Source organism: Caballeronia concitans (genome assembly GCF_001544615.1).
In the GTDB taxonomy this organism is placed as follows: Bacteria; Pseudomonadota; Gammaproteobacteria; order Burkholderiales; family Burkholderiaceae; genus Caballeronia; species Caballeronia concitans.
On record NZ_FCNV02000001.1, the window covers coordinates 645,238 to 670,429 of the forward strand.

Here is a 25,192-nt window from a genome sequence, read left to right on the forward strand (position 1 = left end):
TGAGTGTTCAGTTCGTGTAGTCGCGCGCGCCGAAGATGGCGGTGCCGATGCGCACCATCGTCGCGCCTTCGAGCACGGCGGCTTCGAGGTCGGCGGACATGCCCATCGAGAGCGTGTCGAGGTCGAGGCCGTCGGAGCGCAATGTGTTCATCAGGTCGCGCAGGCGGGCGTGCGGCACGCGCTGGGCGTCGAGGGTGGCGGCGGGTTCGGGAATCGCCATCAGGCCGCGCAGGCGCAAGCCCGGCAGCGCGGCGATGGCATGCGCGAGCGCGGCGGCATCGGCCGGTTCCACGCCGCTCTTCGATGCCTCGCCGCTCACGTTCACCTGCACGCAGACATTGAGCGCCGCCGCGCCTTCGGGACGCTGCGCCGACAGCCGCTCGGCGATCTTCAGCCGGTCGATGGAATGCACCCAGTCGAACTGCTCGGCGACGAGCTTCGTCTTGTTCGATTGCAGCGGCCCGATGAAATGCCATTCGATCTCGCCGCGCAAATCCGCGAGCGCCGCGATCTTCGCCACGCCTTCCTGCACGTAGTTCTCGCCGAACGCGCGCTGGCCGGCGTCGAAGGCGGCGCGGACATCGTCGGCGGGGAAGGTTTTGGACACGGCGAGCAGCCTGACCGACGCCGGATCGCGCGATGCGCTTTTCGCTGCCTCCGCGATACGTTGCCGGACTTCTTCGAGATGTTGAGCGATGGACATGCTTGAGGCTTAGGGCGGTCGAGCACTCATTATACGAAGCGGCGTCAACCGTACAGCAGATGCTCCAGCAGTTGAATCCAGTGCGTGACGGGCGTGGACGTGCCGCTTTGCAGATGCGCGATGCAGCCCACGTTCGCCGACACGATCATCTGCGGCTCGGTCTTCTCTAGCCGGTCGAGCTTCTGGTTGCGCAACGCGTAGGAGAGCTTCGGCTGGAGGACCGAATACGTTCCCGCCGATCCACAGCACAGATGGCTGTCCGCTGGCAGGCGCACTTCGATGCCGAGCGAGGTCAGCAAATGCTCGACGCGCCCGCGAATCTGCTGCCCGTGCTGAAGCGTGCACGGCGGATGAAACGCCACCGTATGCACGCCGCGCCGCCGCGCGATCGCGACCAGTTCTTCCTCGAAGACCGGCAGGATTTCAGCGAGATCGCGCGTCAGATCGACGATGCGCCGCGCTTTTTCCGCGTACATCGGATCGTCGCGCAACAGGTGCGCGTATTCCTTCACGGTCGCCCCGCAGCCGGACGCGTTCATCACGATCGCCTCGACGCCGCTCTCGACATACGGCCACCACGCGTCGATGTTGTTGCGCATGTCGTCGAGCGCGTCGTCGTTGTAGCCGAGATGCAGACGGATCGCGCCGCAGCAGCCTGCGTCCGGCGCGGTCACGATCTCGATGCCGAGCGCGTCGAACACACGCGCCGTCGCGATGTTCACGTTCGGCATCATCGCGGGCTGCACGCAGCCGGCGAGCATCAGCATCTTGCGCGCGTGCTTGCGCGTCGGCGGGGCGAGCGGCTTCTCGGCGACCGGAATCTTCGCGCGCAGCTTGCGCGGCAGGACGCCGCGAAACTGCTGCCCGAGTTTCATCGCGGGCGTGAAGAGCGTGCTGTTCGGCAGGAAGCTCGCGAGCAGGCGCCGTTGCAGGCGCTGGCGCATCGGGCGCTCGACTTTCTGTTCGACGTGCTTGCGCCCGATCTCGACGAGCTTGCCGTACTGCACGCCCGACGGACACGTGCTCTCGCAATTGCGGCACGTGAGGCAGCGATCCAGATGCGTTTGCGTGCTGCGCGTCACCGGCGCGCCTTCGAACATCTGCTTCATCAGATAGATGCGCCCGCGCGGTCCGTCGAGTTCGTCGCCGAGCAGTTGATACGTCGGGCACGTCGCCGTGCAGAAACCGCAGTGCACGCATTTGCGCAGGATGGCGTCGGCTTCGTCGCCATCGGCCGTGCCGCGGATGAAATCGGCGAGATTGGTTTGCATCGATGCGCCTAGAAGTCGGGATACAAACGTGCGCGATTGAACACGCGCGCCGGATCGAACACCGCCTTCAGCCCGCGATGAATCTTCATCAGCGGCGCCGGCAGCGGCGTGAACACGCCCGCGTTGCGATCGTAGGCGGAGCCCGCGCGGAAAATCGTCGCGTGGCCGCCCGCCTGTTTCGCGCTGATGCGAACGGTCTGCGGATCGGTGTCGGTGATCCACCAGCGTTGCGCGCCGCCCCATTCCATCAGTTGCGCGCCCGGCAGATGCAGCGGTTCCGCAATCGACGGCAGCGCGAGCCGCCACAGCGCCGAGCGCGGCTCGATGACCGCGAAGAACGGGTCCGTCTGCTCGCGCATGGCGATCCAGAAGCGATCGGCTTCGACGGCATCGACCACTTCGCCGCCGAGCGTGTTGCGCGCGGTCTTCACGGCGGCTTCCGCGCCCGCGAGACGCAGCGCGAGCGTGCCGTCGCGCCACGCGCTGCCGGTGATCGGCAACGGATGGCCGCCCCATTCGTTGAGCTTGCGCACGCCGTCGGTGGCGTGCATGTCGAACTTGAGCGTCGCTTCGGCGACCGGGCGCGGCAGCACCTTGATCGACAATTCGAGGATCAGGCCGAGCGTGCCGAGCGATCCCGCGAGCAGCCGCGATACGTCGTAGCCCGCGACGTTCTTCACCACTTGCCCGCCAAAGTGCAGCACCTGGCCGCGTCCGTTCATGATGACCGCGCCGAGCACGAAATCGCGCGGCGCGCCGGTCCACGCGCGGCGCGGTCCCGCGATGCCCGCCGCGATGCAGCCGCCGAGCGTCGCGTTGCGGCCGAAGTGCGGCGGCTCGAAGGGCAGCATCTGCCCGTGCGCACGCAATGCGGCTTCGATTTCGGCGAGCGGTGTCCCGCTTTTCGCGGTGATGACGAGTTCCGCCGGGTCGTACGCGACGATGCCGCGATGCACGCGCGTGTCGAGAATCTCACCCTGGAGCGTCTGGCCGTACCAGTCCTTCGTCCCGCCGCCGCGGATGCGCAGCGGCGTGCCGGCCTCGGTGGCCCGGGCGATCCGCTCCGACCAGCCGGCGACGATGTCGTCCTGTTCCATGGATGTCCCGCTCTTCGTTTCGACTGCTGTAGTGGCGGTGCCGCCTGTCCAGTCGATTGTACCGGCCGCTTAACGCATCCATACCCGGAGAAACGTGGATAGCGGAGCGCGCCGCGCCGTCAGAAACGCGGCAGTTCCGGATGCGGCAACAGCCCGCCGCGAATGTGCATCTTTCCGTACTCCGCACAGCGCGCGCGCGTCGGAATGCCCTTGTCCGGATTCAGCAGCCCGGGCGGATCGAACGCGCGCTTGACGGCGTGAAACGCATCGCGCTCTTCGGGCGAGAATTGCACGCACATCGAATTGATTTTTTCGATGCCGACGCCATGCTCGCCCGTCACCGTGCCGCCCAGCTCCACGCAGCATTCGAGAATGTCCGAGCCGAACGCTTCCGCGCGATGCCATTCGTCGAGATCGTTGCCGTTGAACAGGATCAGCGGATGCATGTTGCCGTCGCCCGCATGGAACACGTTGATGCAGCGCAGCGCGTACTTCTTCTCCATCTCTTCGATACGCGCGAGCAGCGGCCCGATGGCGCGTCGCGGCACGGTGCCGTCCATGCAGTAGTAGTCCGGCGAGATGCGGCCGGCGGCGGGGAACGCGTTCTTGCGCCCGGACCAGAACTTGAGGCGCTCCGTTTCCGAACGCGAAATCTGGATGCGCGTCGCGCCGTATTCGCGCAGCACGGCGGTCATGCGGACGATTTCCTCGGTGACTTCGTCGTAGGTGCCGTCGGATTCGCAGAGCAGGATGGCGGCGGCGTCCAGATCGTAGCCGGCGTTGACGAATTCTTCGACGGCGCGCGTCGCGGGCTTGTCCATCATTTCGAGACCGGCCGGGATGATGCCCGCCGCGATGATCGCCGCGACCGCGTTGCCGCCTTTCACCACGTCGTCGAAGCTCGCCATGATCACTTGCGCGGTCTGCGGCTTCGGGATCAGCTTGACCGTGACTTCGGTGACGATGGCGAACATGCCTTCGCTGCCGATGAGCACCGCGAGCAGATCGAGCCCCGGCGCGTCCGGTCCGAGCGAGCCGAATTCGACGATGTCGCCTTCCATCGTCACCGCGCGCACGCGCAGCACGTTGTGAACCGTGAGGCCGTACTTCAGACAGTGGACGCCGCCCGAATTCTCGGAGACGTTGCCGCCGATCGTGCATGCGATCTGCGACGACGGATCGGGCGCGTAGTAAAGGCCGTAGGGCGCGGCGGCTTCGGAGATGGCGAGATTGCGCACGCCGGGCTGCACGGTGGCCGTGCGCGCGTAGGGATCGACCTCGACGATTTTCCGGAAGCGCGCGAGCGACAGCACGATGCCGTGACGGATGGGCATGGCGCCGCCCGACAGCCCGGTGCCCGCGCCGCGCGGAACGATGGGCACCGCGAGCCGCGCGCAAATCTGCACCACGCGCTGAACCTGCGCCTCCGTTTCCGGCAGGGCGACCGCGAGCGGCAGACGTCGGTAAGCGGCGAGGCCGTCGCATTCGTAGACGGACGTGTCTTCGTCGCGGAACAAGAGGCAATGCGTGGGCAGCACGGCCATCAGCGCCTGAACGACTTCGCGCTGACGCTCGGCCAGTTGCTCCCCGGTCAGCGCGGGGGAAATCTCGTGCGGCAGATTCGGCGATACCGCCGGCGAGAGCGGCGGCTTGAGTTCGTCCGGTGCGTTCATGTCTCCTCCCGGCGCCTGTCCTGATGCTGGCGCTTGTTCAATGACGATGTTGCGCGCTCGTGGCTTCTGCGTCCATCCGGCGCGCTTCCGATGCGCTAGTGCGTGAAGCTGAAAATCTTGCCCGGATTCATCATGTTCTTCGGATCGAGCGCCTGTTTGATCGAGCGCATGACGCCGATGGCGTCCTCGCCGTGCTCGTCGATCATGAAGCCCATCTTGTGCAGCCCGACGCCGTGCTCGCCGGTGCAGGTGCCGCCGGCCTTCAGCGCGCGCTCGACGATGCGCCGGTTCAGACGCTCGGCTTCCTCCAGTTCCTCGGGTTTCGCGGGATCGAGCAGCATGGCGACGTGGAAGTTTCCGTCGCCGACATGACCGACGATCGGACACGGCAGCCACGAGCCGAGCAGATCCTTTTCCGTCTCGACGACACATTCCGCGAGCCGCGAGATCGGCACGCAGACGTCAGTGGTGACGGCGCGGCAGCCGGGCTTCAGTTGCAGCATCGCGAAATAGGCGTTGTGGCGCGCGTTCCAGAGGCGGCTGCGGTCTTCGGGGCGCGTCGCCCAGTCGAAGTCGGTGCCGCCGTTCTGCGCGGTGATGTCCTGCACGGTCTGCGCCTGTTCCTTGACGCCCGCTTCGGTGCCGTGGAATTCGAAGAACAGCATCGGCGATTCGCGCAGCGTGAGGTTCGAATGGCGATTGATCGCGCGCACGGCGAGCGTATCGACGAATTCGACGCGCGCGATCGGCACGCCCATCTGAATGGTTTCAATGACGGCGCGCACGGCGTCGCCCATCGACGGGAACGCGCAGACGGCCGCCGAAATGGCTTCGGGCTGCGGATAGAGCCGCACGGTCACTTCGGTGATCACGCCGAGCGTGCCTTCGGAGCCGACGAAGAGCCGCGTGAGGTCGTATCCCGCCGACGATTTGCGCGCGCGCGTGCCGGTCTTGATGACGCGGCCGTCGGCGAGCACGACGGTCAGCGCGAGCACGTTTTCGCGCATCGAGCCGTAGCGCACGGCGTTGGTGCCGGAGGCGCGCGTCGCGGACATGCCGCCGATGCTGGCGTCCGCGCCGGGATCGATCGGGAAGAAGAGGCCGGTGTCTTTCAGCGCTTCGTTCAGTTGCTTGCGCGAGATGCCGGGTTCGACGGTGGCGGTGAGGTCTTCGGCGTTGATCGAGATGACCTTGTTCATTTCCGACAGGTCGATCGAGACGCCGCCTTGCACCGCGAGCAGATGCCCTTCTAGCGACGATCCGTTGCCGTAGGGGATGATCGGCACGTCGTGCTGCGCGCACAGGCGCACGATGGCTTGGACGTCCTCGGTGCTGCGCGCGAAGACGACGGCGTCGGGCAGTTGCGGATCGAACGGCGATTCGTCGCGGCCGTGATGCTCGCGGACGGCTTGCGCGGTCGAAACGCGATCGCCGAATTGTTCTTTCAGCGATTCGAGAAGCGCGGCGGGAAACGGGCGGCGCGCTTGCTGGATGGCGGTGTGTTCGGCGGGATGGTTCACGGCATGTCTCCGGGCTTTTCTTGCGGCTTATTGTGTGGTTTCGGCCGATTTCGCGCGAGCGCTTGCGCGGATACTTTCGCGGATACCTGCGCGCGGCTGCGAAGGGTTGCCTCATTCTACGCGCTGGAAGAATCGGCCGGAGGGGCGTGCCTATAATGGAGCGGCTGATTTTGACGCTTAGATAAATCGAGGAGCAGTGATGGGACACCGCCTGAGCAAGATCGCCACGCGCACCGGCGACGATGGCACCACCGGTCTCGGCGATGGCCGCCGCGTTTTGAAAGACGATGCGCGCGTCGCGGCGATCGGGGATGTGGACGAATTAAATTCGTCGCTGGGCGTTTTATTGTGCGAGCCATTGGCGCCCGAAATTCGCGACGCGCTGACGCAAATTCAGAATGATTTATTCGATTTGGGCGGGGAATTGTCGATTCCGGGATATTCGATGATTTCGGATGCGCATCTGGAACGGCTGGATGGGTGGCTGGCGGAGTACAACGCTAATTTGCCGCCGCTGAAGGAGTTTATTTTGCCGGGCGGGTCGAGGGCGGCGGCTTTGGCGCATGTCTCGCGGACGGTCTGTCGGAGAGCGGAGCGGGCGATTGTGGCGTTAGGGCGTATCGAATCCGATGCGGTTAATGATGCGCCCAGGCGGTATGTGAATCGGTTGTCGGATTTGCTGTTTGTTGTGGCGAGGGTGGTTAATCGGGCGGACGGGGGGAGTGATGTGTTGTGGAAACGTATATCGTAATTCATAATGTTAGCTTCCAACAGTAACGGATACGTTTAGTTTTAGCGCATTATAAGCAATGAAAGAAAGAAACCGCTTAAGAGAGATACTCGAGAAAAAATCGCGCTCTTTGGGTAGGTACCTGCCAGGCAGAAGTGAATTGCAGGACCTCGACCGGATGCTGGAATGCCATGGCGATAGTTCGATTGTTAACTCACTGACAATGGTCGGGCTAGCGGGTTGCATCGAAGTTTCGGTGCGTAATGCGATTGAAAGATTAATCGACCACGGCGCCCCTTATGTTGATAGATTAGACCAGTTCAAAAAGTGCTTAGAGTTTGATCTTCAACTGACGAAGGCGCTAAGTGATGGTGAGATAACGTTTGGTAATCTAGTGGCGCATCTCTTGCCAGTTAGCAACCTGTCTCATATAGCGTCGCATCTTGAGAAACTGCTGAATGGCGATGGGCATTCGAAATCTCTGGCAAGGTGGCTGTCTGACATCCAGCCGTTCGTTGAACCCGATGACGATTACCTATCCAGCGAAGACCTCCAAGACGAGTGCGGTCGCCGTGGAATGAGCTTTGGGTCGTTTGCTATGCGCCCCGTGCGTTTTCCGATCTCGAACGTTCCGACGGTGCTCGCTGATATTGAGAAGATTTTTGTCGTCCGCCATATCGTTGCTCACGAGGCGGATTTCAGTAACGTAACGCTGCAGCAGATCGACGTGCTGCTTGGTAGCGCGACAGTGTTTGCAACTGCCCTTCACGAACTCGTCGAGCAGGTATTGCATCCGGGCGAGCCGCGATCGGTGGTCCGCACCACCGTTCGCGACGCACGCCAGATTCAACGATTCTACGCAACGATTCTCGACCGGGAGAACGAGGCGATGCGCGCGTTGGCTGCGCGCGGACAATCAGCGTTCTCGGCTATTGGTCATTTCCAGAAGGCTAGTCGAGCATTCTTAGATCACGTTGAGGCGGAAGTACGGTTCACGATGCAGGCCAACCCGATTCAGGACCGTTGCAACTGTCGCAGCCTCGAAACGAGTGTCAGAAAGAGCTTTTATGACCATCGCTACACTTATCTAGGCAGTGAAATCGACGCTTTGACGTCCATGAACGATTTTCTCTTTGATTGCTCCAAGTGGCGTTAAGTGAACGGTAAGCAGGCTTGGCTGGGGAACTCGATAAGTGGAATAGAAATTCCACCTATCGAGAATCAATTCCCCCCACCCCTCACAACGCGCCGCTGCTTCACCGCAGCCGCGAGTCCTTCGAGAACGCCGACGCTCTCATCCCATCCGATACAAGCATCCGTAACGCTTTGCCCGTAGGTAAGTTCGCCGCCTTCCTTCAAATCCTGCCGCCCCGCGACCAAATGCGACTCCACCATGACGCCGACGATCCGCTCATCGCCCGCCGCCAATTGCCGTCCGATATCCGCACAAACCGGAATCTGATTCTCATGCTTCTTCGAGCTATTAGCATGACTCGCATCGATCATTAAGCGCGCGGCCAACCCGGCCTTCCCAATATCGCTACAAGCTGCATCGACCGAAGCGGCATCGTAATTCGGCGCTTTGCCGCCGCGCAGAATGATATGGCAGTCCTCATTCCCCGCAGTAGAAACAATCGCCGAATGACCGCCCTTGGTCACGGACAAGAAGTGATGCGGCTGCGAAGCCGCTTTAATCGCATCGACGGCGATTTTGACATTCCCATCCGTGCCGTTCTTGAAGCCGACGGGACAGGAAAGACCTGACGCAAGCTCGCGATGAACCTGCGACTCAGTCGTCCGCGCGCCAATCGCGCCCCACGAAATCAGATCGGCGATATATTGCGGACTGATCATATCCAGGTACTCAGTCCCAGCGGGAAGACCAAGCTCATTGATATGCATGAGCAATTCCCGCGCGCCGCGCAATCCATCGTTGATCTTGAAGCTGTTATCCATATACGGATCGTTGATCAGCCCCTTCCAGCCCACCGTCGTGCGCGGCTTTTCGAAATAAACCCGCATCACGATTTCCAGTTCCCCCGCGAACCGCTTGCGCTGCTCGATCAACCGCCCGGCATATTCCATCGCCGCCTTGGGATCGTGAATCGAGCACGGCCCGATGATCACGATCAGCCGGTCATCCATGCCGTGCAGAATGCGATGCATCGACTGCCGCGCGTTGAAAATGAGATCGGACACCGGCTCCGTGCATGGGAATTCGCGAATCAGATGCGCGGGCGGCACGAGCTCTTTCAACTCACGGATACGAACGTCATCGGTATTGTGCGGGGGCATTTCGGTTCTCCAACAGCAGTGTTCTAAGCAAAGAATGAAGCGCGAAAAAAAACCGCCAGACTCGCTGGCGGTTTCTCGGGATTCGGTTTTTTCAACCTGCGTACGACTTACCCTCTCGATCCGCCAGCGGCCTGAGATGCCAAAAGAAATAAAAATAAAACTTGGCGGACATGATGAGTCGGATCGGACGTCGAAAAAAGTTGTGACTGACTTTATAACCTCAAACACGCGGCGCTGACAACCCGTCGCGCTGCAAACGCGGGCATTCCGCATCGACCGACGCGGCCAAGCCGCAAACAAACCCGTTCGATGCGGAAAAGCCGCATAAAAATCAAACCGTGCCGCCCACCGTCATCTTCTCGATGCGCAACGTCGGCTGACCGACGCCCACCGGCACGCTCTGGCCTTCCTTGCCGCACACGCCGACGCCGCTATCCAGCGACATATCGTTGCCGATCATCGTCACGTATTTGAGCGATTCCGGCCCGCTGCCGATCAGCGTCGCGCCCTTCACCGGATACGTGATCTTGCCGTTCTCGATCATGTACGCCTCGGACGCCGAGAACACGAACTTGCCGTTGGTGATGTCCACCTGTCCGCCGCCGAAATTCACCGCGTACAGCCCGTTTTTCACCGACGCGAGAATCTCCTGCGGGTCCTTGTCGCCGTTGAGCATGTACGTGTTCGTCATGCGCGGCATCGGCAGCGCGGCGTAGGATTCGCGGCGCGCGTTGCCCGTCACCGGCATCTTCATCAGGCGCGCGTTCAGGGAATCCTGAATGTAGCCCTTCAGAATGCCGTCCTCGATCAGCGTCGTGCACTGCGTCGGGTTGCCTTCATCGTCGATATTGAGCGAGCCGCGCCGATTCGGCAGCGTGCCGTCATCGACGACCGTGACGCCCTTCGCCGCCACCTGCTCGCCGATGCGTCCCGCGAACGCCGACGATCCCTTGCGGTTGAAATCGCCCTCAAGGCCGTGCCCGACCGCCTCGTGCAGCAGCACGCCCGGCCAGCCCGGCCCGAGCACGACGGTCATCGCGCCGGCCGGAGCAGGGCGCGCTTCGAGATTGACGAGCGCCGCGTGGACGGCGTCGTCGCAATACTTGTTCAGCACGTCGTCGGTGAAATAGCCATAGTCGAAGCGTCCGCCGCCGCCGCCCGTGCCGATCTCGCGCCGGCCGTTCTGCTCGGCGATCACCGTCACCGAGACGCGCACGAGCGGGCGCACGTCCGCGGCGAGCGCGCCGTCGCTGCGCGCGACGAGCACCACGTCGTATTCGCCCGCGAGGCCCGCCATCACCTGCACGATGCGCGGATCGCGGCTGCGCGCCATCTGTTCGACGCGCTCGAGCAGCTTCACCTTCGCGTTCGCATCGAGCGAATGCAGCGGATCGGCGGGCAGGTAGAGGTCGCGGCCCGACACGCCCGTGAGCGTGCTGGCCGGCTTGACCTTGTGCTTGCCGCCGCCCGCCTTGGCGATCGCGCGCGTGGCGAGCGCGGCCTGACGGATGGAGTCGGGCGAAAGATCGTCGGAATAGGCGAAAGCCGTGCGCTCGCCCGAGACGGCGCGCACGCCGACGCCCTGATCGATGCTGAAGCTGCCCGATTTGACGATGCCTTCTTCGAGACTCCACGCTTCGCTGCGCGTGGACTGGAAATAGAGATCGGCGTAATCGACGCGGTGCGTGAAGATTTCCGCGAGCGTACGCGTGATGAGCCCTTCGTCGAGGCCGTAGGGCGTCAGCAAGACGTCCTTCGCCGTGACGAGGTTGCGAATGCCGGGTTCGATGATGTTCATGCGGTGCCTATTGCGTGATTGGCGTGATTGCGCGTGTTCGTTAGGGAGTCCGCTTCGGACTCGGAGTGCTGTCGGACTATTCTACTGTCCGGCGTCAGTGAAGCCATGTGCAGGGGAAAACGCGCGTCTTCAAGTCGGTCGAAATGCTGATTATCGGGATGGCCGGCGCCGTGTCGGAATTCAGCCGATCACGCGATGCCGGTACGCCGGCAAGCTCTGCCGCACCTCGGCGATGCGCGCCGGATCGACCGTTCCCGCGACGACGCCCGCGCCTTCCTCGCGCACGGCGACGACTTCGCCCCACGGATCGATCAGCACGCTATGTCCCCACGTGCGCCGGCCGTTCTCGTGCTTTCCGCCCTGCGCGGCGGCGAGCACGTAGCACTGGTTTTCGATCGCGCGCGCCTTGAGCAGCGTTTCCCAATGCGCCTTGCCGGTCGTGTACGTGAACGCGGACGGCACGACGATCAGCGCGCAATCGCCCATCTTCCGATACAGCTCCGGAAAGCGCAGGTCGTAGCAGACGGACAGCCCGACGCGCCCGAACGGTGCATCGAACGTCCGCACTTCGCTGCCCGGGCAGATGGTGCGCGCTTCGTCGAACGATTCCTCGCCCTTTTCGTAATTGAACAGATGAATCTTGTCGTAGCGCGCCGCCTGGCTACCGGTAGGATCGAAAACGAGCGTCGTATTGAGCACGCGCGACGCTTCCGGCGACTTGAGCGGCAGCGTCCCGCCGATCACCCACACGCGATGCTCGCGCGCGGCATCGGAGAGAAATTGCTGGATCGGACCATCGCCGGGCGTTTCGCGGATGCCGAGCTTGTCCGTGTCCTTGAAGCCCATGAAGCAGAAATATTCGGGCAGCAGCACGAGTTGCGCGCCGCCTCGCGCGGCCTCGCCGATGAGCCGTCCGGCTTCGGCGAGATTGCGATCGCGATCGGGCGTGCTGACCATTTGCAGCGCGGCGACGTGAAACGGCTGCGCCGCGCTTTCGCTCGATTGTTCGTTCATGTTCGGGTGCCGGTTGGGAAGCGGAACAAGGCCGGAACGTTGAACTGCTCCGCAATGATTGAGCGGCTTACGGAGTCGCCACGGCCGCGGGTGATTCGATCTTACCCTGATCGCCATGCAGACGCTGGACGACGGGTTTCGTCCACGATCCGGTGATGGAATAGTCCATCGCGAACGCTTTCTGGATCGACTTCGACAGCGCGAGATCGGCGGCGAGCGCACCCAAGCCGAGCAGCGGATTGATTACCGCCGCGCCGATCGCCACCGCGCCCGCGCCGACGGTCGGGATCACTTTCACGCGCAGATCCTGCGTCTCCTTCGGCAGATCGACGCTGCCCTGCATCTGCACGCGCGCCGGCGATGTGACCATGACCAGATCGTCGGTCCGGCTGATGCCGCTGTCGATGCGCGCGTTGCCCGTGATCTTCTCGAACGGCAATCCCTTGCCGACGACATCCTCGAAATGCAGCGTCAGCAGATTGGCGAGACTGCGCAAGCTGAAAATGCCGAGCCACTTCGCCGCGCCGGGCGCGCGCAGAATCTGCCCGTGACGCAGATCGACGGCAACCTTGCCGTCGAGTGTCTTCACATCGACCGCGGCCGGGCTGCCGTTCCAGGCGGCGTGGCCGGAGATCGTGCCCGCGCCGCCGTTCACGGTGTGCGGCAGGCCGAAGCGGTCGAGGAACTGTCCGCCGTTGACGACATCGAGCGCGAAACCGAGCGACGTGCGGCGCGGCGCGCGGTCGTCGTCGGTGACGTTCGTGGCGGAGGGCAGCGTGCGCCACGTCGCGTTCGCGGTGAGCTTGGCGTCGGGATTGGCGAGTTCGAGCTTGTCGAGCGTCCAGATCGGCTCGTCGGCGATGACTTCGTTGTGCGCGTCGACTTCGAGCCTGCCCAGGCCGTGTCCGCGAAAGACCAGTTCGTTCACGATCAAGTCGATCGACGGCATGTTGCGCGGCGGCCGGCTCGCGATCTTTTCGGCGGGCGCGTTCGTCGCCTTGTCGGGAATCACGACCTTGTCGAGCCTCGCCTGCAACGCGCCGGGGGCGCCCTTCACCGCGCCGGGGGCGCCCTTCACCGCGCCGGGCGTGAACGCGACGCTGCCCGTCACCTGATCCGACGCGATGTTCGCCTGCCACTTGTTCGACGCCTGTGCCGCGTTCACGGCGATGTTGTCCCAGCGGCGATCGAGCAGCGTGAGCGTGCCGATGTGCACGTCGGCGCGCGTCGGGATGAACTGGCGGACGCTTTCGCTCATCGGCGGGCGGGCGACGTCGGCGGCCGGTTCGGGCGGCGCGGCGCTCGCGTTGAGTTCGGCGACGACCTTGCGCCACGCATCGGCGTCGAGCGTGGCGATATCCGCCGTGGCGGCGACGCCTTCGGCCGGCAGATCGGCGGGCTTGTTCAGCGCGATCGCGCCGCGCACGGCCCGCAGCTGCGCGCGCATGTTCATCGGCTCGGCGGCGTTCTGCGGATCGACCTTGACCTGCGCGCGCCCGATCTGCTGCAACACGTAATGCGCCGCGAGCGGGCCGAAGACGAGCTGCGCGTCGTGCAGATTCGACGCGCCGGGCGCGGGCTGGAAGCTGAGCGAGAAGGGCATCGGCGCGCCCTTCGCCTTGCCGAACGGCGCGGGCAGATCGATGCCGACGCCGCTCAAGTCCGCGCTTGCCTGCACGTTCGGCAGCGCGTTCTTCGCGCCGCGCACGCGCAGTTCGTAGGGCGCCGCGCCATCGATGCGCTTCAGGAGCGCCGCCACTTGGGGCGTGATGCGTCCGTCGAAACGCTGCGCCGCATCCGTGCCGATGCGCCCGTTCACATCGAACGCGTAGTTGCCGCCCGGCTGCACGCCGCCGGTCGCGCGCACGTCGCCGCCGAGCAGTTGCGCGGTGAGCGAATCGACCTTGACGGTATTCGCCGCGAAGCTCGCGCGGCCACGGACATGCGAGAGCGGCGGCAGATTCGCGTACGCGACTTCGTTGTCGAGGAAAGTCAGCGATCCCTTGTAGTCCGTGCGCAGCGGCAACTCGGGCGGCGGCGGGCGATAGCGCGGAATGCCGAGTGTGAGCGCGAGCGCCGCGTTGCCCTTGGCGTCGAGCTTGCGCGTGCCGTGCTTCGCCATCAGGCCGAGCGAACTGTTGTCGACGTAATCGAGCATGTCGGCGAGCGGCCCGCGCGCATCGCCGTCGATCCACAGTTTCGATTCGCGATTGCCCGTATCGTCGATCCGCCCCGTCACGCGCGATACCGCGACGCCCTTGTAATGCCCGCGATGAATATCGAAGCCGAGCTTGTTCTGCGCGAGCCTGAACGTGCCGTCGATGCCCTCGAACGCCGGCCAGAAATTCGGCAGGCCGTTGCGCATCGTGCGCGGCGGGAAGGGCGTCGGGTCGAACTTGCCGCCGGTGAACGGCGCCTCGATGCGGAAGATCCCCGCGTCGGGCGCTTTCGCGTACGGGAAGCGCGTGAGGTCGCCGTGAACCTCCAGCGTGCCGTTTCGCGCGATGCCCGCCTGCAGCGCGTGCCCGAGATACACGCGCACGCGCTCGTTGAGGCTCGTCGGCAGATAGCGCACGAGGCGCGTCGCCTTCAGATAATCGACCTTCGCCTTGAGATCGAGATTGCCGCGCCCGTGGCCCTGATTCCAGTACGCGGCGGTGACTTCGCCTTCGGCGTCGGCGTTCTTGACGCGCAGCGTATCGAGATGAATGGTGAACGCGCGGCGCAGTTCGCCCGGCGCGACCGCGTCCGCGACGGTCCACGTCGCGCGGCCTTGCAGCGAATCGAAGGTGAGGCGCGGGTCGTCGAATGCGCCGGGAATCGTCACGGCCGCGTTTTTCGTGTCGATGTCGATGCGGCCCTGCGCCTCGTTCGCATCCACGACGCCCCACAGGTTCTCGATGCCCGGCACGCCCGCGCGCGGATGGTTGTTGATCGTGAGCCCGGGCGGCGGCTCCTGCGCCTGCACGCTGATGCCCTGCAGCTCGGCCTTGAACACGTAATGCTCGATCTTCGCGTCGCCTTTCTCGCGCTGGCGCTTCACTTCTTCCTCGTTCTTCGGCGCGGCGCGTTCGGTGTAGATCGTGTAGTTCGCGATCTGCCCGCGCGGATTGAAGCGCACGAGTTCGTTCAGCACGCGCGACGGCAGCGGCAGCGTGCGCGCGAATTCGGCGAGGATGCCGAGGTCGACCTGATCGCCCGCGAGACGAAACAAGAGCCCCTTGTTCACCGAGGGCGGCCGATACGTGCCCGTCAGGGTCTGCGTGGTCAGGAGACGCGCGACCGGCGTGCCGTCGTCGAGCGCGGGCTGGCCCAGTTCGGCGCGCACGTCGGAAAGATTCAGCGTGTACGTGCTGTCCTTCTTGTCGACGGTCCACGCGAAGCGCGCCACCGGCAAGTCGAGACGCGGCTGCGTCGCACGCACGCGCAGCGCGATGTTGCCGCCCGTCAGATCGCCGTTCGCGGTCTGCAACTGGCCGCGCGCGAAGTTCAGCCAGATGCGGTTCTCGATGCGGCCATCGTAGGCGGCGAACGGCATCTTCACGTAGCGCGCGAGCATCGGCAGATCGACGGGACCGGTCGACAAGTACAGGCGGCCGGTCCAGTTCGCGGGCGCGCCCATCGTGGTGAACGGCTCATGACGAAAGTCCGCGCGAAGATCGAGCGGGCCGTGGAGCACGTCGCCATCGGCGGGGGCGTTCAGCGCGAGCCGGTGACGCACGCCGTCGTTGATGATGGCGAGCCGCAGCCGCTTGAACGCGATCTCCGGCGCGTCGCGTTCGGCGTCGCGCCAGCGCAGCGTGCCTCCGCGCAGCACGATGCGTTGCTGGCCGAGCAGCCACGTCGTGAACGCGTTCGATCCCGTGCGATGCGTCGGGATCGGCACGCCCGCGACCGTCACTTCGCCTTTCGCATTGCGCGCGACGATGACATCGGGCCCATCGACGGTGAGATCCGCGAGCTTCGGCTTCAACTCCAGCAGCGAGCGCCACGCAATGCTCGCGCTTGCATGCGGAACCGCGAGTCCCGGCGAGCCGTCGGCGGCGTCGATGCGCAAATTGTCGATGTCGATGGTCGGCTGCATGCCGGACCATCGCGCGGACAATCTGCCTATACGAAGCTGCGCGTGAATGCGCGACGAAACGGCCTGTTCAATCCTGGGCCTGAACGAATCGATCTGCGGGAGCACCGCATAGCGCAAGCCGAGATAGATGCCCGCGACCGCGAAATACAGCACCGCGGCAACCACGAGCATGACTTTGAGGACGCGCGACAGTACGCGCTCGGCGTTGCCGCTGGGCTTTGCTTGTCCAACTTCGGTCGGGTCGACGGATCGTCTGCTGTCGGACATGCTGCGGCTGATCGGCGATATGGTAGTTTTGCGTGTTTGACGCTGCAATGTAACACAGGGTATGTCGTGGACGGCTTCTCGCGCGCACTCGAAAAAGCCCGCAAAGCCGCGTCCGGCAAGCCTCGCGGACGGTGCGGCCCGGTGCGCCGGGAAGACGCATCGGCGCGGGCCAGGCCCGAAGCAACCCAAAAGCAACGAGCGAGCCTAAGCATTCATGACCGACGTGATCCTGCGCAGTTCCGGCTATTCCAACTATGCGTCGCGCGCGTACGCGGCGCGTCCCGAGCTTGCATCGAAGGTCGCGCAATGGGCACAAACGCCCGTCACGCGCGAATGGATCGAAGCGCGTCTCGACGAACTCTGCGCGAGTTGCGGCGAAAGCGGCGCGCTCGACGAAGCCGCGCTGAAAACCGCGCTGCGCCGCTTGCGAACGGAAGTGTTCTGCACGGTGATGGAGCGCGATCTGTCCGCCGCCGCCGATGTCGCCGAAGTCACCGGCGCGATGACCGATCTCGCCGAAGTCACCATTCAGCGCGCGCTCGCGGTGCTTTCGGCGGATCTGGAAACACTCTTCGGCGAGCCGCGCGGACCGGACGGCGAGCGGCTCACGCTCGGCGTCGTCGGCATGGGGAAGCTCGGCGGGCGCGAACTCAATGCGTCGTCGGATATCGATCTGATCTTCGTCTATGAAGAAGACGGCGAAACGGCGGGCGGCAAGCGCTCGCCGCTCACCACGCAGGAATTCTTCACACGGCTCGGGCGGCGGCTGATCGGCGCGCTCGCGGAAATGACGCAGGACGGCTACGTGTTTCGCGTCGACATGCGGCTGCGCCCGAACGGCGATTCCGGTCCGCTCGTGTGCAGCCTCGGCATGCTCGAAGAATATTTCTACGTGCAGGGCCGCGAGTGGGAGCGCTATGCGTGGATTAAGGCGCGGCTCGTGTCCGAGCGCGAGAGCGATTCCGCGCAACGGCTCGCGAAGCAGCTCGACGCCATCGCGACGCCGTTCATCTATCGCCGCTATCTCGATTACGGCGTGATCGCAGCCATTCGCTCGCTGCATCAGCAGATTCGGCAGGAAGCGCGGCGACGCGCGTCCATGCGCCCCGACAAGGCCGACGACATCAAGCTCGGGCGCGGCGGCATCCGCGAAATCGAATTCAGCGCGCAAGTGTTTCAGTTGATTCGCGGCGGACAGGCGGCGGATTTCCGCATTCGCCCGACGCTCGCCGTGCTGAAACGCGCGGCGGCGCACGGGCTCATTTCGGCGGCCGTGTGCGATGCGCTCACCGACGCGTATCGGTTTCTGCGGACGGTGGAGCATCGGCTGCAATATCGCAACGACGCGCAGACGCACGCGATGCCCGTCGCCGACGACGAGCGCGCGCTGCTCGCGTCGTCGCTCGGCTTCGCGGACTACGCGGCGCTGATGACGAAGCTGGACGCGCATCGCGAATTCGTCGAGCAGCAGTTCGACGCGATCTTCGCCGACAAGGTGAGCGGCGAAAAAGGCTGCGGCGTGGCCGACGATTCCGCCGCGTCGTGGATCTGGAGCAGCGCGCTCGCCGACGATTCCGCGCAGGACGAACTCGCCGCGCGCCTCACCGAACTCGGCTTCGCGGACCCGTCGCCGGTGCTCGCGCGGCTGACGGGCGTGTGGAACTCGTCGCGTTATGCGGGCTTGCCCGAACGAAGCCGCGAGCGTTTCGACATCGTCGCGCAACGGGCGCTCGAAGCCGTGCAGTCGATCGATGCCGCGCGCCGTGGCGACACTATCGCGCGCGTCTTCGATCTGCTCGAAGCCACGGCGAAGCGCGGCGCGTATCTCGCGCTGCTGACGGAGTATCCGGCGGCGCTCGACCGCGTGCTGTCGGTGCTGTCGGGCTCGCGCTGGGCGGCGGGCTATCTCATTCGCCATCCGCAATTGCTCGACGAATTGCTCGACGACGAAGCCATCGCGAGTCCGTTCGACTGGGCCGAATTCAAGCGTTCGCTGCTCGCGCGCCTCGTCGCCGCCGAGGATGCCGAGCATCAGATGGATTTGCTGCGGCACGCGCATCAGGCCGAAGTGTTCCGTATTCTGCTGATCGATCTGGCCGGGCGCCTGAGCGTCGAGCGCGTGAGCGATCTGTTGTCCGAGCTTGCGGACGCCGTGCTCGACGTCACCGTGCAGACCGTGTGGCAGCAGTTTCCGAAGCGGCATCGCGAGACGCCGCGCTTTTCGGTCATCGCGTACGGGAAGCTCGGCGGCAAGGAACTGGGCTACGCGTCGGACCTCGATCTGATCTTTCTCTACGAAGACCCCGATGACGCCGCCGCCGACATCTACGCGATGTTCGCGCGCCGTCTCATCACGTGGCTCACGGCGGCGACGGGCGCGGGCACGCTCTTCGACGTGGACTTGCGGCTGCGGCCGAACGGCGAGTCCGGCTTTCTCGTGACGAGCCTCGATTCGTTCCGCCGCTATCAGATGCGCGAGGGCGACGCGGCCAACACCGCGTGGGTCTGGGAACATCAGGCGTTGTCGCGGGCGCGTTACAGCGCGGGCGATGCCGAGATCGGCGCGCAGTTCGAAGCGATCCGCGCGGACGTGCTCGTGACCGAGCGCGATGCGGCGGCGCTCGCGCGCGAGATCGTCGCGATGCGGGAGCGCGTGCGGGCGGGGCATCCGAATCGCACGGAGCTGTTCGACCTGAAGCACGATCGCGGCGGCATGGTGGATATTGAATTCATCGTGCAGTACTGGGTGCTGCTGCACGCGCGGACGCATCGCGAGTTCCTGCGCAACGCGGGCAATATCACGCTGCTGAAGCTCGCCGCGAAGAGCGGGCTCATTTCCGACGATGACGCCGACGTGATCGGCGCGGCGTACCGGCATTACCGGAAGCTGCAGCACACGCTCAGGCTCGATGGAATGGAGAAGGCGCGTGTCGATCCGGATGTGGTTCGCGGCGAGCGCGAAGCGGTGACGGGGCTGTGGAGACGCGTGTTCGCGGACGGGGGTTGAGGGGCGGGAAGCGGCTACGCCAATCGCCGCCTCACGCCGCCAGCATTTCCTTCGCGTGCTTGCGCGTGGTCGCCGTGATCTCGATGCCGCCGAGCATCCGCGCGACTTCCTCGATGCGCCTTGCCTTGTCGAGCGGCGTGACCGTGCTGACGGTGCCGCCTGCATCGTCGGACGATTTCGCCACCTGAAAGTGCTGATCGCCGCGCGCGGCCACTTGCGGCAAGTGCGTGACGCACAACACCTGACGGTCGCGCCCGAGCTGATGCAAAAGCCGCCCGACGACTTCCGCCACGCCCCCGCCGATGCCCGTGTCCACTTCGTCGAAGATCAGCGTGGGCGTTGGGCTGGCCGTGCTCGCGATGACCGCGAGCGCCAGGCTGATACGCGCGAGTTCGCCGCCCGACGCGACCTTCGCGAGCGGCCGCAGCGCGATGCCCGCGTGACCGGCCACGCGGAATTCGATCTGCTCCAGCCCGTTCGCGCCGCCTTCCGCGAGCGGCACGAGCGCGACTTCGAAGCTGCCGCCCGCCATCGACAATTCCTGCATGCCTTCGGTGACCGCTTTCGACAGCGCCTTCGCGGCCTTCGCGCGCGCCTTCGAGAGCACTTTCGCTTCCGCGAGATACGCTTCCTTCGCGCGTTCGGCGGCGGCGTTGAGCGCGTCGAGATCGGCGGCGGCGTCGAGGTCCGCGAGCTGGCGGCGGCGCGTCTCGTGCTCTTCCGGCAGCGTTTCCGGCTGAAGGCGGAACTTGCGAGCGGTGGAATGCAACTGATCCATTCGCCGTTCGACTTGCGCGAGCCGGTCCGGATCGAGCTCCAAGCGCTGCGCGTAATGCGACAGCGAATACGCCGCTTCCTGCAACTGAATCTCGGCGGGTTCGAGCGATGCGAGCACGTCGTTCAGAGCGGGATCGATATCGGCGAGGCCGCGCAGCTTGGAAATGATTGCGCCGAGTTGCGAAATCATCGCTTCGTCGGATTCGGAAAGCGCACCGAGCGCGTTCTGCACGCCGTCGATCAGACTCGCCGAATGCGACAGCCGATGATGCTCCGCGCTCACTTCCTCCCATTCGCCCGGCTGCGGCGCGAGCTTGTCGAATTCGCTCAGTTGCCATGCAAGGCGCTCGCGTTCGAGTTGCAACTCGCGGTCGCGGCTCTGCGCGGCGTCGACGGCCTGCTGCGCCTCGCGATACGCGCGCCACGCACGATTCACGGCGCTGGCGGTATCGGTGAGGCCGGCGTGCGTGTCGAAGAGTTCGCGTTGCGCATCGGGTCGCATCAATAACTGATGCGCGTGCTGGCCGTGAATGTCGACGAGCATTTCGCCTACTTCGCGCAACTGCGCGAGCGTCGCCGGCGTGCCGTTGATGAACGCGCGCGAGCGTCCGCTCGAATCGATCACGCGGCGCAGCATGACCGTGTCGCCGTCCTGCGCGAGCGCATGTTCTTCGAGCCAGCGAAGCGCTTGTTCGTGCGTGCCGAATTCGGCGGTGATGTCCGCGCGCGCTTCGCCGGTTCGCACGACGCTCGCGTCGGCACGCGCGCCGAGCGTGAGCGCGAGGGCGTCGATGAGGATCGACTTGCCCGCGCCGGTTTCACCCGAAAAAACCGTGAAGCCCGAATCGAATTCAATGTCGAGCGCGGCAACGATAACGAAGTCTTGAATGGAGAGATGACGGAGCATGGATGCTTCGGGATGAGGTTCAGCGAGTTGCGTCAGAGGGACGAGTCCTGCGAGGGATGCTCGTTCCAGTGCAGTTTCTTGCGCAGCGTGGCGTAGCTGCTGTAGCCGACCGGATGAAGCACCGGCACGGTATGGCGCGAGCGCCGCACTTCGATGGCGTCGTTCAGTTCGACAGCGGTGAACGACTGCATGTCGAAATTCACGTTCACGTCGCGCCCGCCGATGATCTGGATGGTGACCTTCGAGTCGTCGGGCAGCACGATCGGCCGGTTCGACAGCGAATGCGGCGCGATCGGCACGAGGACGAAGCCTTGCAGTTGCGGATGCAGAATGGGCCCGGCGGACGACAGCGCATAAGCGGTCGAACCCGTCGGCGTGGCGACGATCAGCCCGTCCGAGCGCTGGTTGTACATGAAGTGCCCGTCCACGGAGACGCGCAATTCGGCCATGCCCGAGAAGCCGCTGCGATTCACCACCACGTCATTGAACGCGAGCGCGTGATAGATCGGCTTGTCGTTTCGCACGATGCGCGCTTCGAGCAGCGTGCGCTCCTCGCGTTCGAACTGGCCGGCGAGCATTTGCGGCACGCGCTCGCGCATCTCGCTGAGCGGGATGTCGGTGATGAAGCCGAGCCGCCCGTGATTCACGCCGATGAGCGGCGTCTTGTACGGCGCGAGCTGACGGCCCACGCCGAGCATGGTGCCGTCGCCGCCGAGCACGACCGCGACGTCCGCGCGCGCACCGATTGCCGCGATGGACAACGCCGGATACTGCGTCACGCCGACATCCTTCGCCGTCCCTTCTTCGAACACGACGTCGAAGCCCTGGTTCGCAATGTGCTCCGCGAGCGATGTCAGCGGCGCCTCGATGCCGGGCGTGTTGGTTCGCCCGACGAGGGCGACGGTCTTGAATTGGCCAATTTCCATGCCGGCATTACACCATAGGTGGAAGGCGAAAAGAACCGGGACGGCGCGCGGCGACAGGCGTCGTGTCGCGACGTCGGCGCCTCCTTCGTTTCTCGCTAGAATGGAGCAGACATTGAACAGCTCACGAGCGGTTCCGCCAGCGGTTTCACCACGGCGGCGCGGTCGCCGCGCCCCGATACGTTGCGCTAAAATTTGCCCATGCTAGACCCACGTGCACAAACCCTCCTCAAAACGTTGATCGAGCGCTACATCGCCGAAGGTCAGCCGGTCGGTTCGCGCACGTTATCACGGCATTCCGGCCTCGAACTCAGTCCGGCGACCATCCGCAACGTGATGTCGGACCTCGAGGACCTCGGCCTCGTCGTGAGTCCGCATACGTCGGCGGGCCGCATTCCCACGCCGCGCGGCTACCGGCTCTTCGTCGATACCATGCTGACGGTGGAAGCGCCGCAGGACGAAGCGATGACCACCGCGGTCAAGACGCGCCTTCAGGGCGAGGAGCCGCAGAAGATCGTCGCGGCGGCGGCGAGCGTGCTGTCCAGTCTGTCGTCGTTCGCGGGCGTGATCCTCACGCCGCGCCGCAGTCACATGTTCAAGCAGATCGAGTTCATGCGGCTGTCGGACAAGCGCATTCTGCTGATCATCGTGACGCCCGAGGGCGACGTGCAAAACCGCATGATGGCCACGCAGCGCGACTACTCGCCTTCGCAACTCACCGAGGCCTCCAATTACATTAATGCGCATTTTGCGGGCCTGTCGTTTGACGAAGTGCGCCGCCGTTTGCGCGAGGAAATCGACCAGTTGCGCGGCGACATGACCGCGCTGATGCAAGCGGCCGTCGTCGCGAGCACGGCCGAAGCCGACCCCGGCGAAACGGTGCTGATTTCCGGCGAGCGCAACCTGCTCGAAGTGGCGGACCTGTCCTCCGACATGGCGCGGCTGCGCAAACTCTTCGACTTGTTCGATCAAAAGACGAGCCTCCTGCAATTGCTGGATGTGTCGAGCCACGCACAGGGCGTGCAGATCTTCATCGGCGGCGAATCGAATCTCGTGCCGATAGAAGAGATGAGCGTGGTGACTGCGCCGTACGAAGTGAACGGCAAGATTGTCGGCACGCTCGGCGTGATCGGCCCGACGCGCATGGCGTACAACCGCGTGATTCCCATTGTGGATATCACGGCGCGGCTCTTGTCGATGTCGCTCAGCCACCAGTAACGCGGCTCTCTCAGGCATCTTGCCGCGCACCCGGGCGCGCCGCCACTAGGCCGTTCGGCCAATGATGCGCGCGCAAACGCGCCGCTATAATGGCCTTCACCTTTCGATACCTTTCGATGCCTTCTGGCCGTCCTGCCCTATGCGTTTCGACCTCGAGTTGCCTTCGCAGCCCAGCGCTTCACATCGCGTCGCGGTGCTGCTGATCAATCTCGGCACGCCGGACGCGCCCACGCCGCGAGCCGTGCGCAAGTATCTGGCGCAGTTTCTGTCGGACCCGCGCGTCGTCGAGATTCCGTCGTTCATCTGGCAGATCATTTTGCGCGGCGTCATCCTGCCGTTTCGCGGGCGGGCGTCGGCGAAAAAGTATGCGCAGGTCTGGCTGCCGGAAGGTTCGCCGCTGCGTGTCCATACGGAAAAGCAGGTCGAGGGATTGCGGCGGCTTTTCGCGGTAAACGACTATCAGGTGATCGTCGATTACGCGATGCGTTACGGCACGCCGGGCATCGGCGCAATGCTGAATAAACTGAAGCTCGAAGGCGCCGAACGCATTCTTCTGGTGCCGATGTATCCGCAGTATTCGTCGTCCACGACTGCAACCGCTTTCGACGACGCCTTCACCGCGCTCAAGCGCGTGCGCAACCAGCCGGAAATCCGCACGATTCGTCACTACGCGGATCATCCGGCGTATATCGCGGCGCTCGCCGAGCAGGTCCGCGAGTACTGGCGCGTGCACGGCCAGCCGGATTTCGCCGCCGGCGACAAACTCGTGCTCAGCTTCCACGGCGTGCCCAAGCGCACGATGGACCTGGGCGACCCGTATCACGATCAATGTCAGTTGACCGGCTCGCTGCTCGCGGCGGCGCTCGGGCTCACGCCGGTCGAATGCCGCGTGACGTTCCAGTCGCGCTTCGGCCGCGCCGAATGGCTGCAACCGTACACCGCGCCGACGCTTGCGGAACTGGGCGCGGGCGGCGTCGCGCGCGTGGACGTGTTTTGCCCCGGCTTCACGGCGGATTGCCTGGAGACGATCGAGGAAATCGGCATCGAAGTGCGCGACGAATTCCTGAAGGCGGGCGGCAAGCAGTTTCACCGTATTCCTTGCCTGAATGCATCGCCTGCGTGGATCAAGGCGCTCGGCGAAATCGCGGCACAACATCTGCAAGGGTGGCCCGTACAGGCCCCGCAACCCGCTACGGTTGCCGCCTGAACGCGGTCGAACGCAAGAGATTCACGCATGAACTACAAGATTTTGACGGAACCCGGCGCGCGTTTGCGCATCGATAAGTGGCTGTGGGCGGCGCGTTTCTTCAAAACGCGCTCGCTTGCCAGCGACGCGGTGGAGAAAGGCCGCGTGAAAATCGGCGGCGCGAACGTGAAGCCGTCGAAGGACGTGCGCGTGGGCGATATCGTCGAGATCGATATCGAGCGGCTCGTCTGGCAAGTGGAAGTGCTCGGCGTGTGCGACGTGCGCGGCCCCGCGCCGGTCGCGCAGACGCTTTACGCAGAGACGGAAGAAGGCCGCGCGAAGCGGCTCGCGGAAGCGGAGCGCCGCAAGACGTATCGGGAGCCGGCGGCCGGCATGCAGGGCAGGCCGACGAAGCGCGATCGCCGTGTCATCGATAAATTTTCAGGTTCGGATTGAAGAATTCTTCGACCGTCGCGTGGACGCCGCCGTACTCGGTGGTACGGGCGGTCAGCGCACCGGACATGCAGATGGTGGTCGTCCCCGCGACAAGTACCAGGGCGACCACCGCAATGGCAAAAGTCAGTTTCATGGTACCCCCGGCAAGCGGGCTGAGCGGTCGAACGACCGGACGAGGTCAGGAAACGGGCGAGGCGTAAGCGGTTTGAAGCATTCGTAGGATTAGGGTATACGTGCTTCCTGCGATGCCTGTTCGAAGTGTAGGC

General features: G+C 64.5%; 18 protein-coding genes. 6 read left to right on the top strand and 12 right to left on the bottom strand.

Going from position 1 to position 25,192, the window contains the following annotated elements:
- Positions 1-7 precede the first annotated feature (7 nt).
- The 5 genes from AWB72_RS03080 to AWB72_RS03100 form a co-directional block, all read right to left on the bottom strand.
- Entirely contained in the window at positions 8-703 is a 696-nt protein-coding gene (locus AWB72_RS03080) for a YggS family pyridoxal phosphate-dependent enzyme (RefSeq protein ID WP_040052942.1), read from the bottom strand.
- A 44-nt stretch (positions 704-747) separates the two neighbouring features.
- Positions 748-1,974, bottom strand: a complete 1,227-nt coding sequence (gene glcF, locus AWB72_RS03085; protein WP_040052941.1) for a glycolate oxidase subunit GlcF — start codon at positions 1,972-1,974, stop codon at positions 748-750.
- Positions 1,975-1,982: 8 nt separating this feature from the next.
- The gene (gene glcE, locus AWB72_RS03090; RefSeq protein WP_040052940.1) at positions 1,983-3,071 is read right to left on the bottom strand and encodes a glycolate oxidase subunit GlcE; all 1,089 of its coding nucleotides are present in this window, start codon (positions 3,069-3,071) and stop codon (positions 1,983-1,985) included.
- Positions 3,072-3,190: 119 nt separating this feature from the next.
- Positions 3,191-4,744 (bottom strand): FAD-linked oxidase C-terminal domain-containing protein, encoded by a 1,554-nt coding sequence (locus tag AWB72_RS03095; RefSeq protein ID WP_052450105.1) that lies wholly within the window; start codon positions 4,742-4,744, stop codon positions 3,191-3,193.
- Positions 4,745-4,839: 95 nt separating this feature from the next.
- Positions 4,840-6,264 carry an FAD-binding oxidoreductase gene (locus AWB72_RS03100; RefSeq protein ID WP_040052939.1) on the bottom strand — a complete coding sequence of 475 codons (1,425 nt, stop codon included), beginning with the start codon at positions 6,262-6,264 and terminating at the stop codon, positions 4,840-4,842.
- A 199-nt stretch (positions 6,265-6,463) separates the two neighbouring features.
- On the opposite strand from AWB72_RS03100, the gene AWB72_RS03105 reads away from it, so the two are divergent.
- Positions 6,464-7,015 carry a cob(I)yrinic acid a,c-diamide adenosyltransferase gene (locus AWB72_RS03105; RefSeq protein WP_040052938.1) on the top strand — a complete coding sequence of 184 codons (552 nt, stop codon included), beginning with the start codon at positions 6,464-6,466 and terminating at the stop codon, positions 7,013-7,015.
- A 58-nt stretch (positions 7,016-7,073) separates the two neighbouring features.
- Positions 7,074-8,150 carry a hypothetical protein gene (locus AWB72_RS03110; protein WP_143754570.1) on the top strand — a complete coding sequence of 359 codons (1,077 nt, stop codon included), beginning with the start codon at positions 7,074-7,076 and terminating at the stop codon, positions 8,148-8,150.
- 65 nt (positions 8,151-8,215) lie between these two features.
- Here the strand turns inward: AWB72_RS03110 and aroG are convergent, their stop codons facing one another.
- The 4 genes from aroG to AWB72_RS03135 form a co-directional block, all read right to left on the bottom strand.
- Positions 8,216-9,289, bottom strand: a complete 1,074-nt coding sequence (aroG, locus tag AWB72_RS03115) for a 3-deoxy-7-phosphoheptulonate synthase AroG (protein ID WP_040052936.1) — start codon at positions 9,287-9,289, stop codon at positions 8,216-8,218.
- 331 nt (positions 9,290-9,620) lie between these two features.
- Positions 9,621-11,087, bottom strand: coding sequence for a metalloprotease TldD (gene tldD / locus AWB72_RS03125; protein ID WP_040052935.1), 1,467 nt, complete (start codon positions 11,085-11,087; stop codon positions 9,621-9,623).
- Between the two features lie 180 nt (positions 11,088-11,267).
- Positions 11,268-12,101 (bottom strand): carbon-nitrogen hydrolase family protein, encoded by an 834-nt coding sequence (locus tag AWB72_RS03130; RefSeq protein WP_040052934.1) that lies wholly within the window; start codon positions 12,099-12,101, stop codon positions 11,268-11,270.
- A 67-nt stretch (positions 12,102-12,168) separates the two neighbouring features.
- A complete protein-coding gene (locus tag AWB72_RS03135) occupies positions 12,169-16,452 on the bottom strand; it encodes a YhdP family phospholipid transporter (protein WP_040052933.1) in 4,284 nt (1,427 codons plus the stop codon).
- Positions 16,453-16,666: 214 nt separating this feature from the next.
- Here AWB72_RS03135 and glnE point away from each other — a divergent pair, with 214 nt between their 5' ends.
- The gene (gene glnE / locus AWB72_RS03140) at positions 16,667-19,459 is read left to right on the top strand and encodes a bifunctional [glutamate--ammonia ligase]-adenylyl-L-tyrosine phosphorylase/[glutamate--ammonia-ligase] adenylyltransferase (protein WP_040052932.1); all 2,793 of its coding nucleotides are present in this window, start codon (positions 16,667-16,669) and stop codon (positions 19,457-19,459) included.
- Positions 19,460-19,490: 31 nt separating this feature from the next.
- On the opposite strand, the gene recN is transcribed toward glnE, so the two are convergent.
- Positions 19,491-21,143 carry a DNA repair protein RecN gene (gene recN, locus AWB72_RS03145; protein WP_040052931.1) on the bottom strand — a complete coding sequence of 551 codons (1,653 nt, stop codon included), beginning with the start codon at positions 21,141-21,143 and terminating at the stop codon, positions 19,491-19,493.
- Positions 21,144-21,175: 32 nt separating this feature from the next.
- Entirely contained in the window at positions 21,176-22,069 is an 894-nt protein-coding gene (locus tag AWB72_RS03150; protein WP_040052930.1) for an NAD kinase, read from the bottom strand.
- 198 nt (positions 22,070-22,267) lie between these two features.
- Here AWB72_RS03150 and hrcA point away from each other — a divergent pair, with 198 nt between their 5' ends.
- From hrcA to AWB72_RS03165, 3 genes are all read left to right on the top strand, one after another.
- Entirely contained in the window at positions 22,268-23,284 is a 1,017-nt protein-coding gene (gene hrcA / locus AWB72_RS03155) for a heat-inducible transcriptional repressor HrcA (RefSeq protein ID WP_040052929.1), read from the top strand.
- 139 nt (positions 23,285-23,423) lie between these two features.
- The gene (gene hemH, locus AWB72_RS03160) at positions 23,424-24,491 is read left to right on the top strand and encodes a ferrochelatase (protein WP_040052928.1); all 1,068 of its coding nucleotides are present in this window, start codon (positions 23,424-23,426) and stop codon (positions 24,489-24,491) included.
- Positions 24,492-24,518: 27 nt separating this feature from the next.
- Positions 24,519-24,926 (top strand): Hsp15 family ribosome-associated heat shock protein, encoded by a 408-nt coding sequence (locus tag AWB72_RS03165; RefSeq protein WP_040052927.1) that lies wholly within the window; start codon positions 24,519-24,521, stop codon positions 24,924-24,926.
- Here the strand turns inward: AWB72_RS03165 and AWB72_RS29065 are convergent.
- Positions 24,898-25,059 carry a hypothetical protein gene (locus AWB72_RS29065; protein WP_167550938.1) on the bottom strand — a complete coding sequence of 54 codons (162 nt, stop codon included), beginning with the start codon at positions 25,057-25,059 and terminating at the stop codon, positions 24,898-24,900. The genes AWB72_RS03165 and AWB72_RS29065 overlap by 29 nt on opposite strands.
- Positions 25,060-25,192 lie beyond the last annotated feature (133 nt).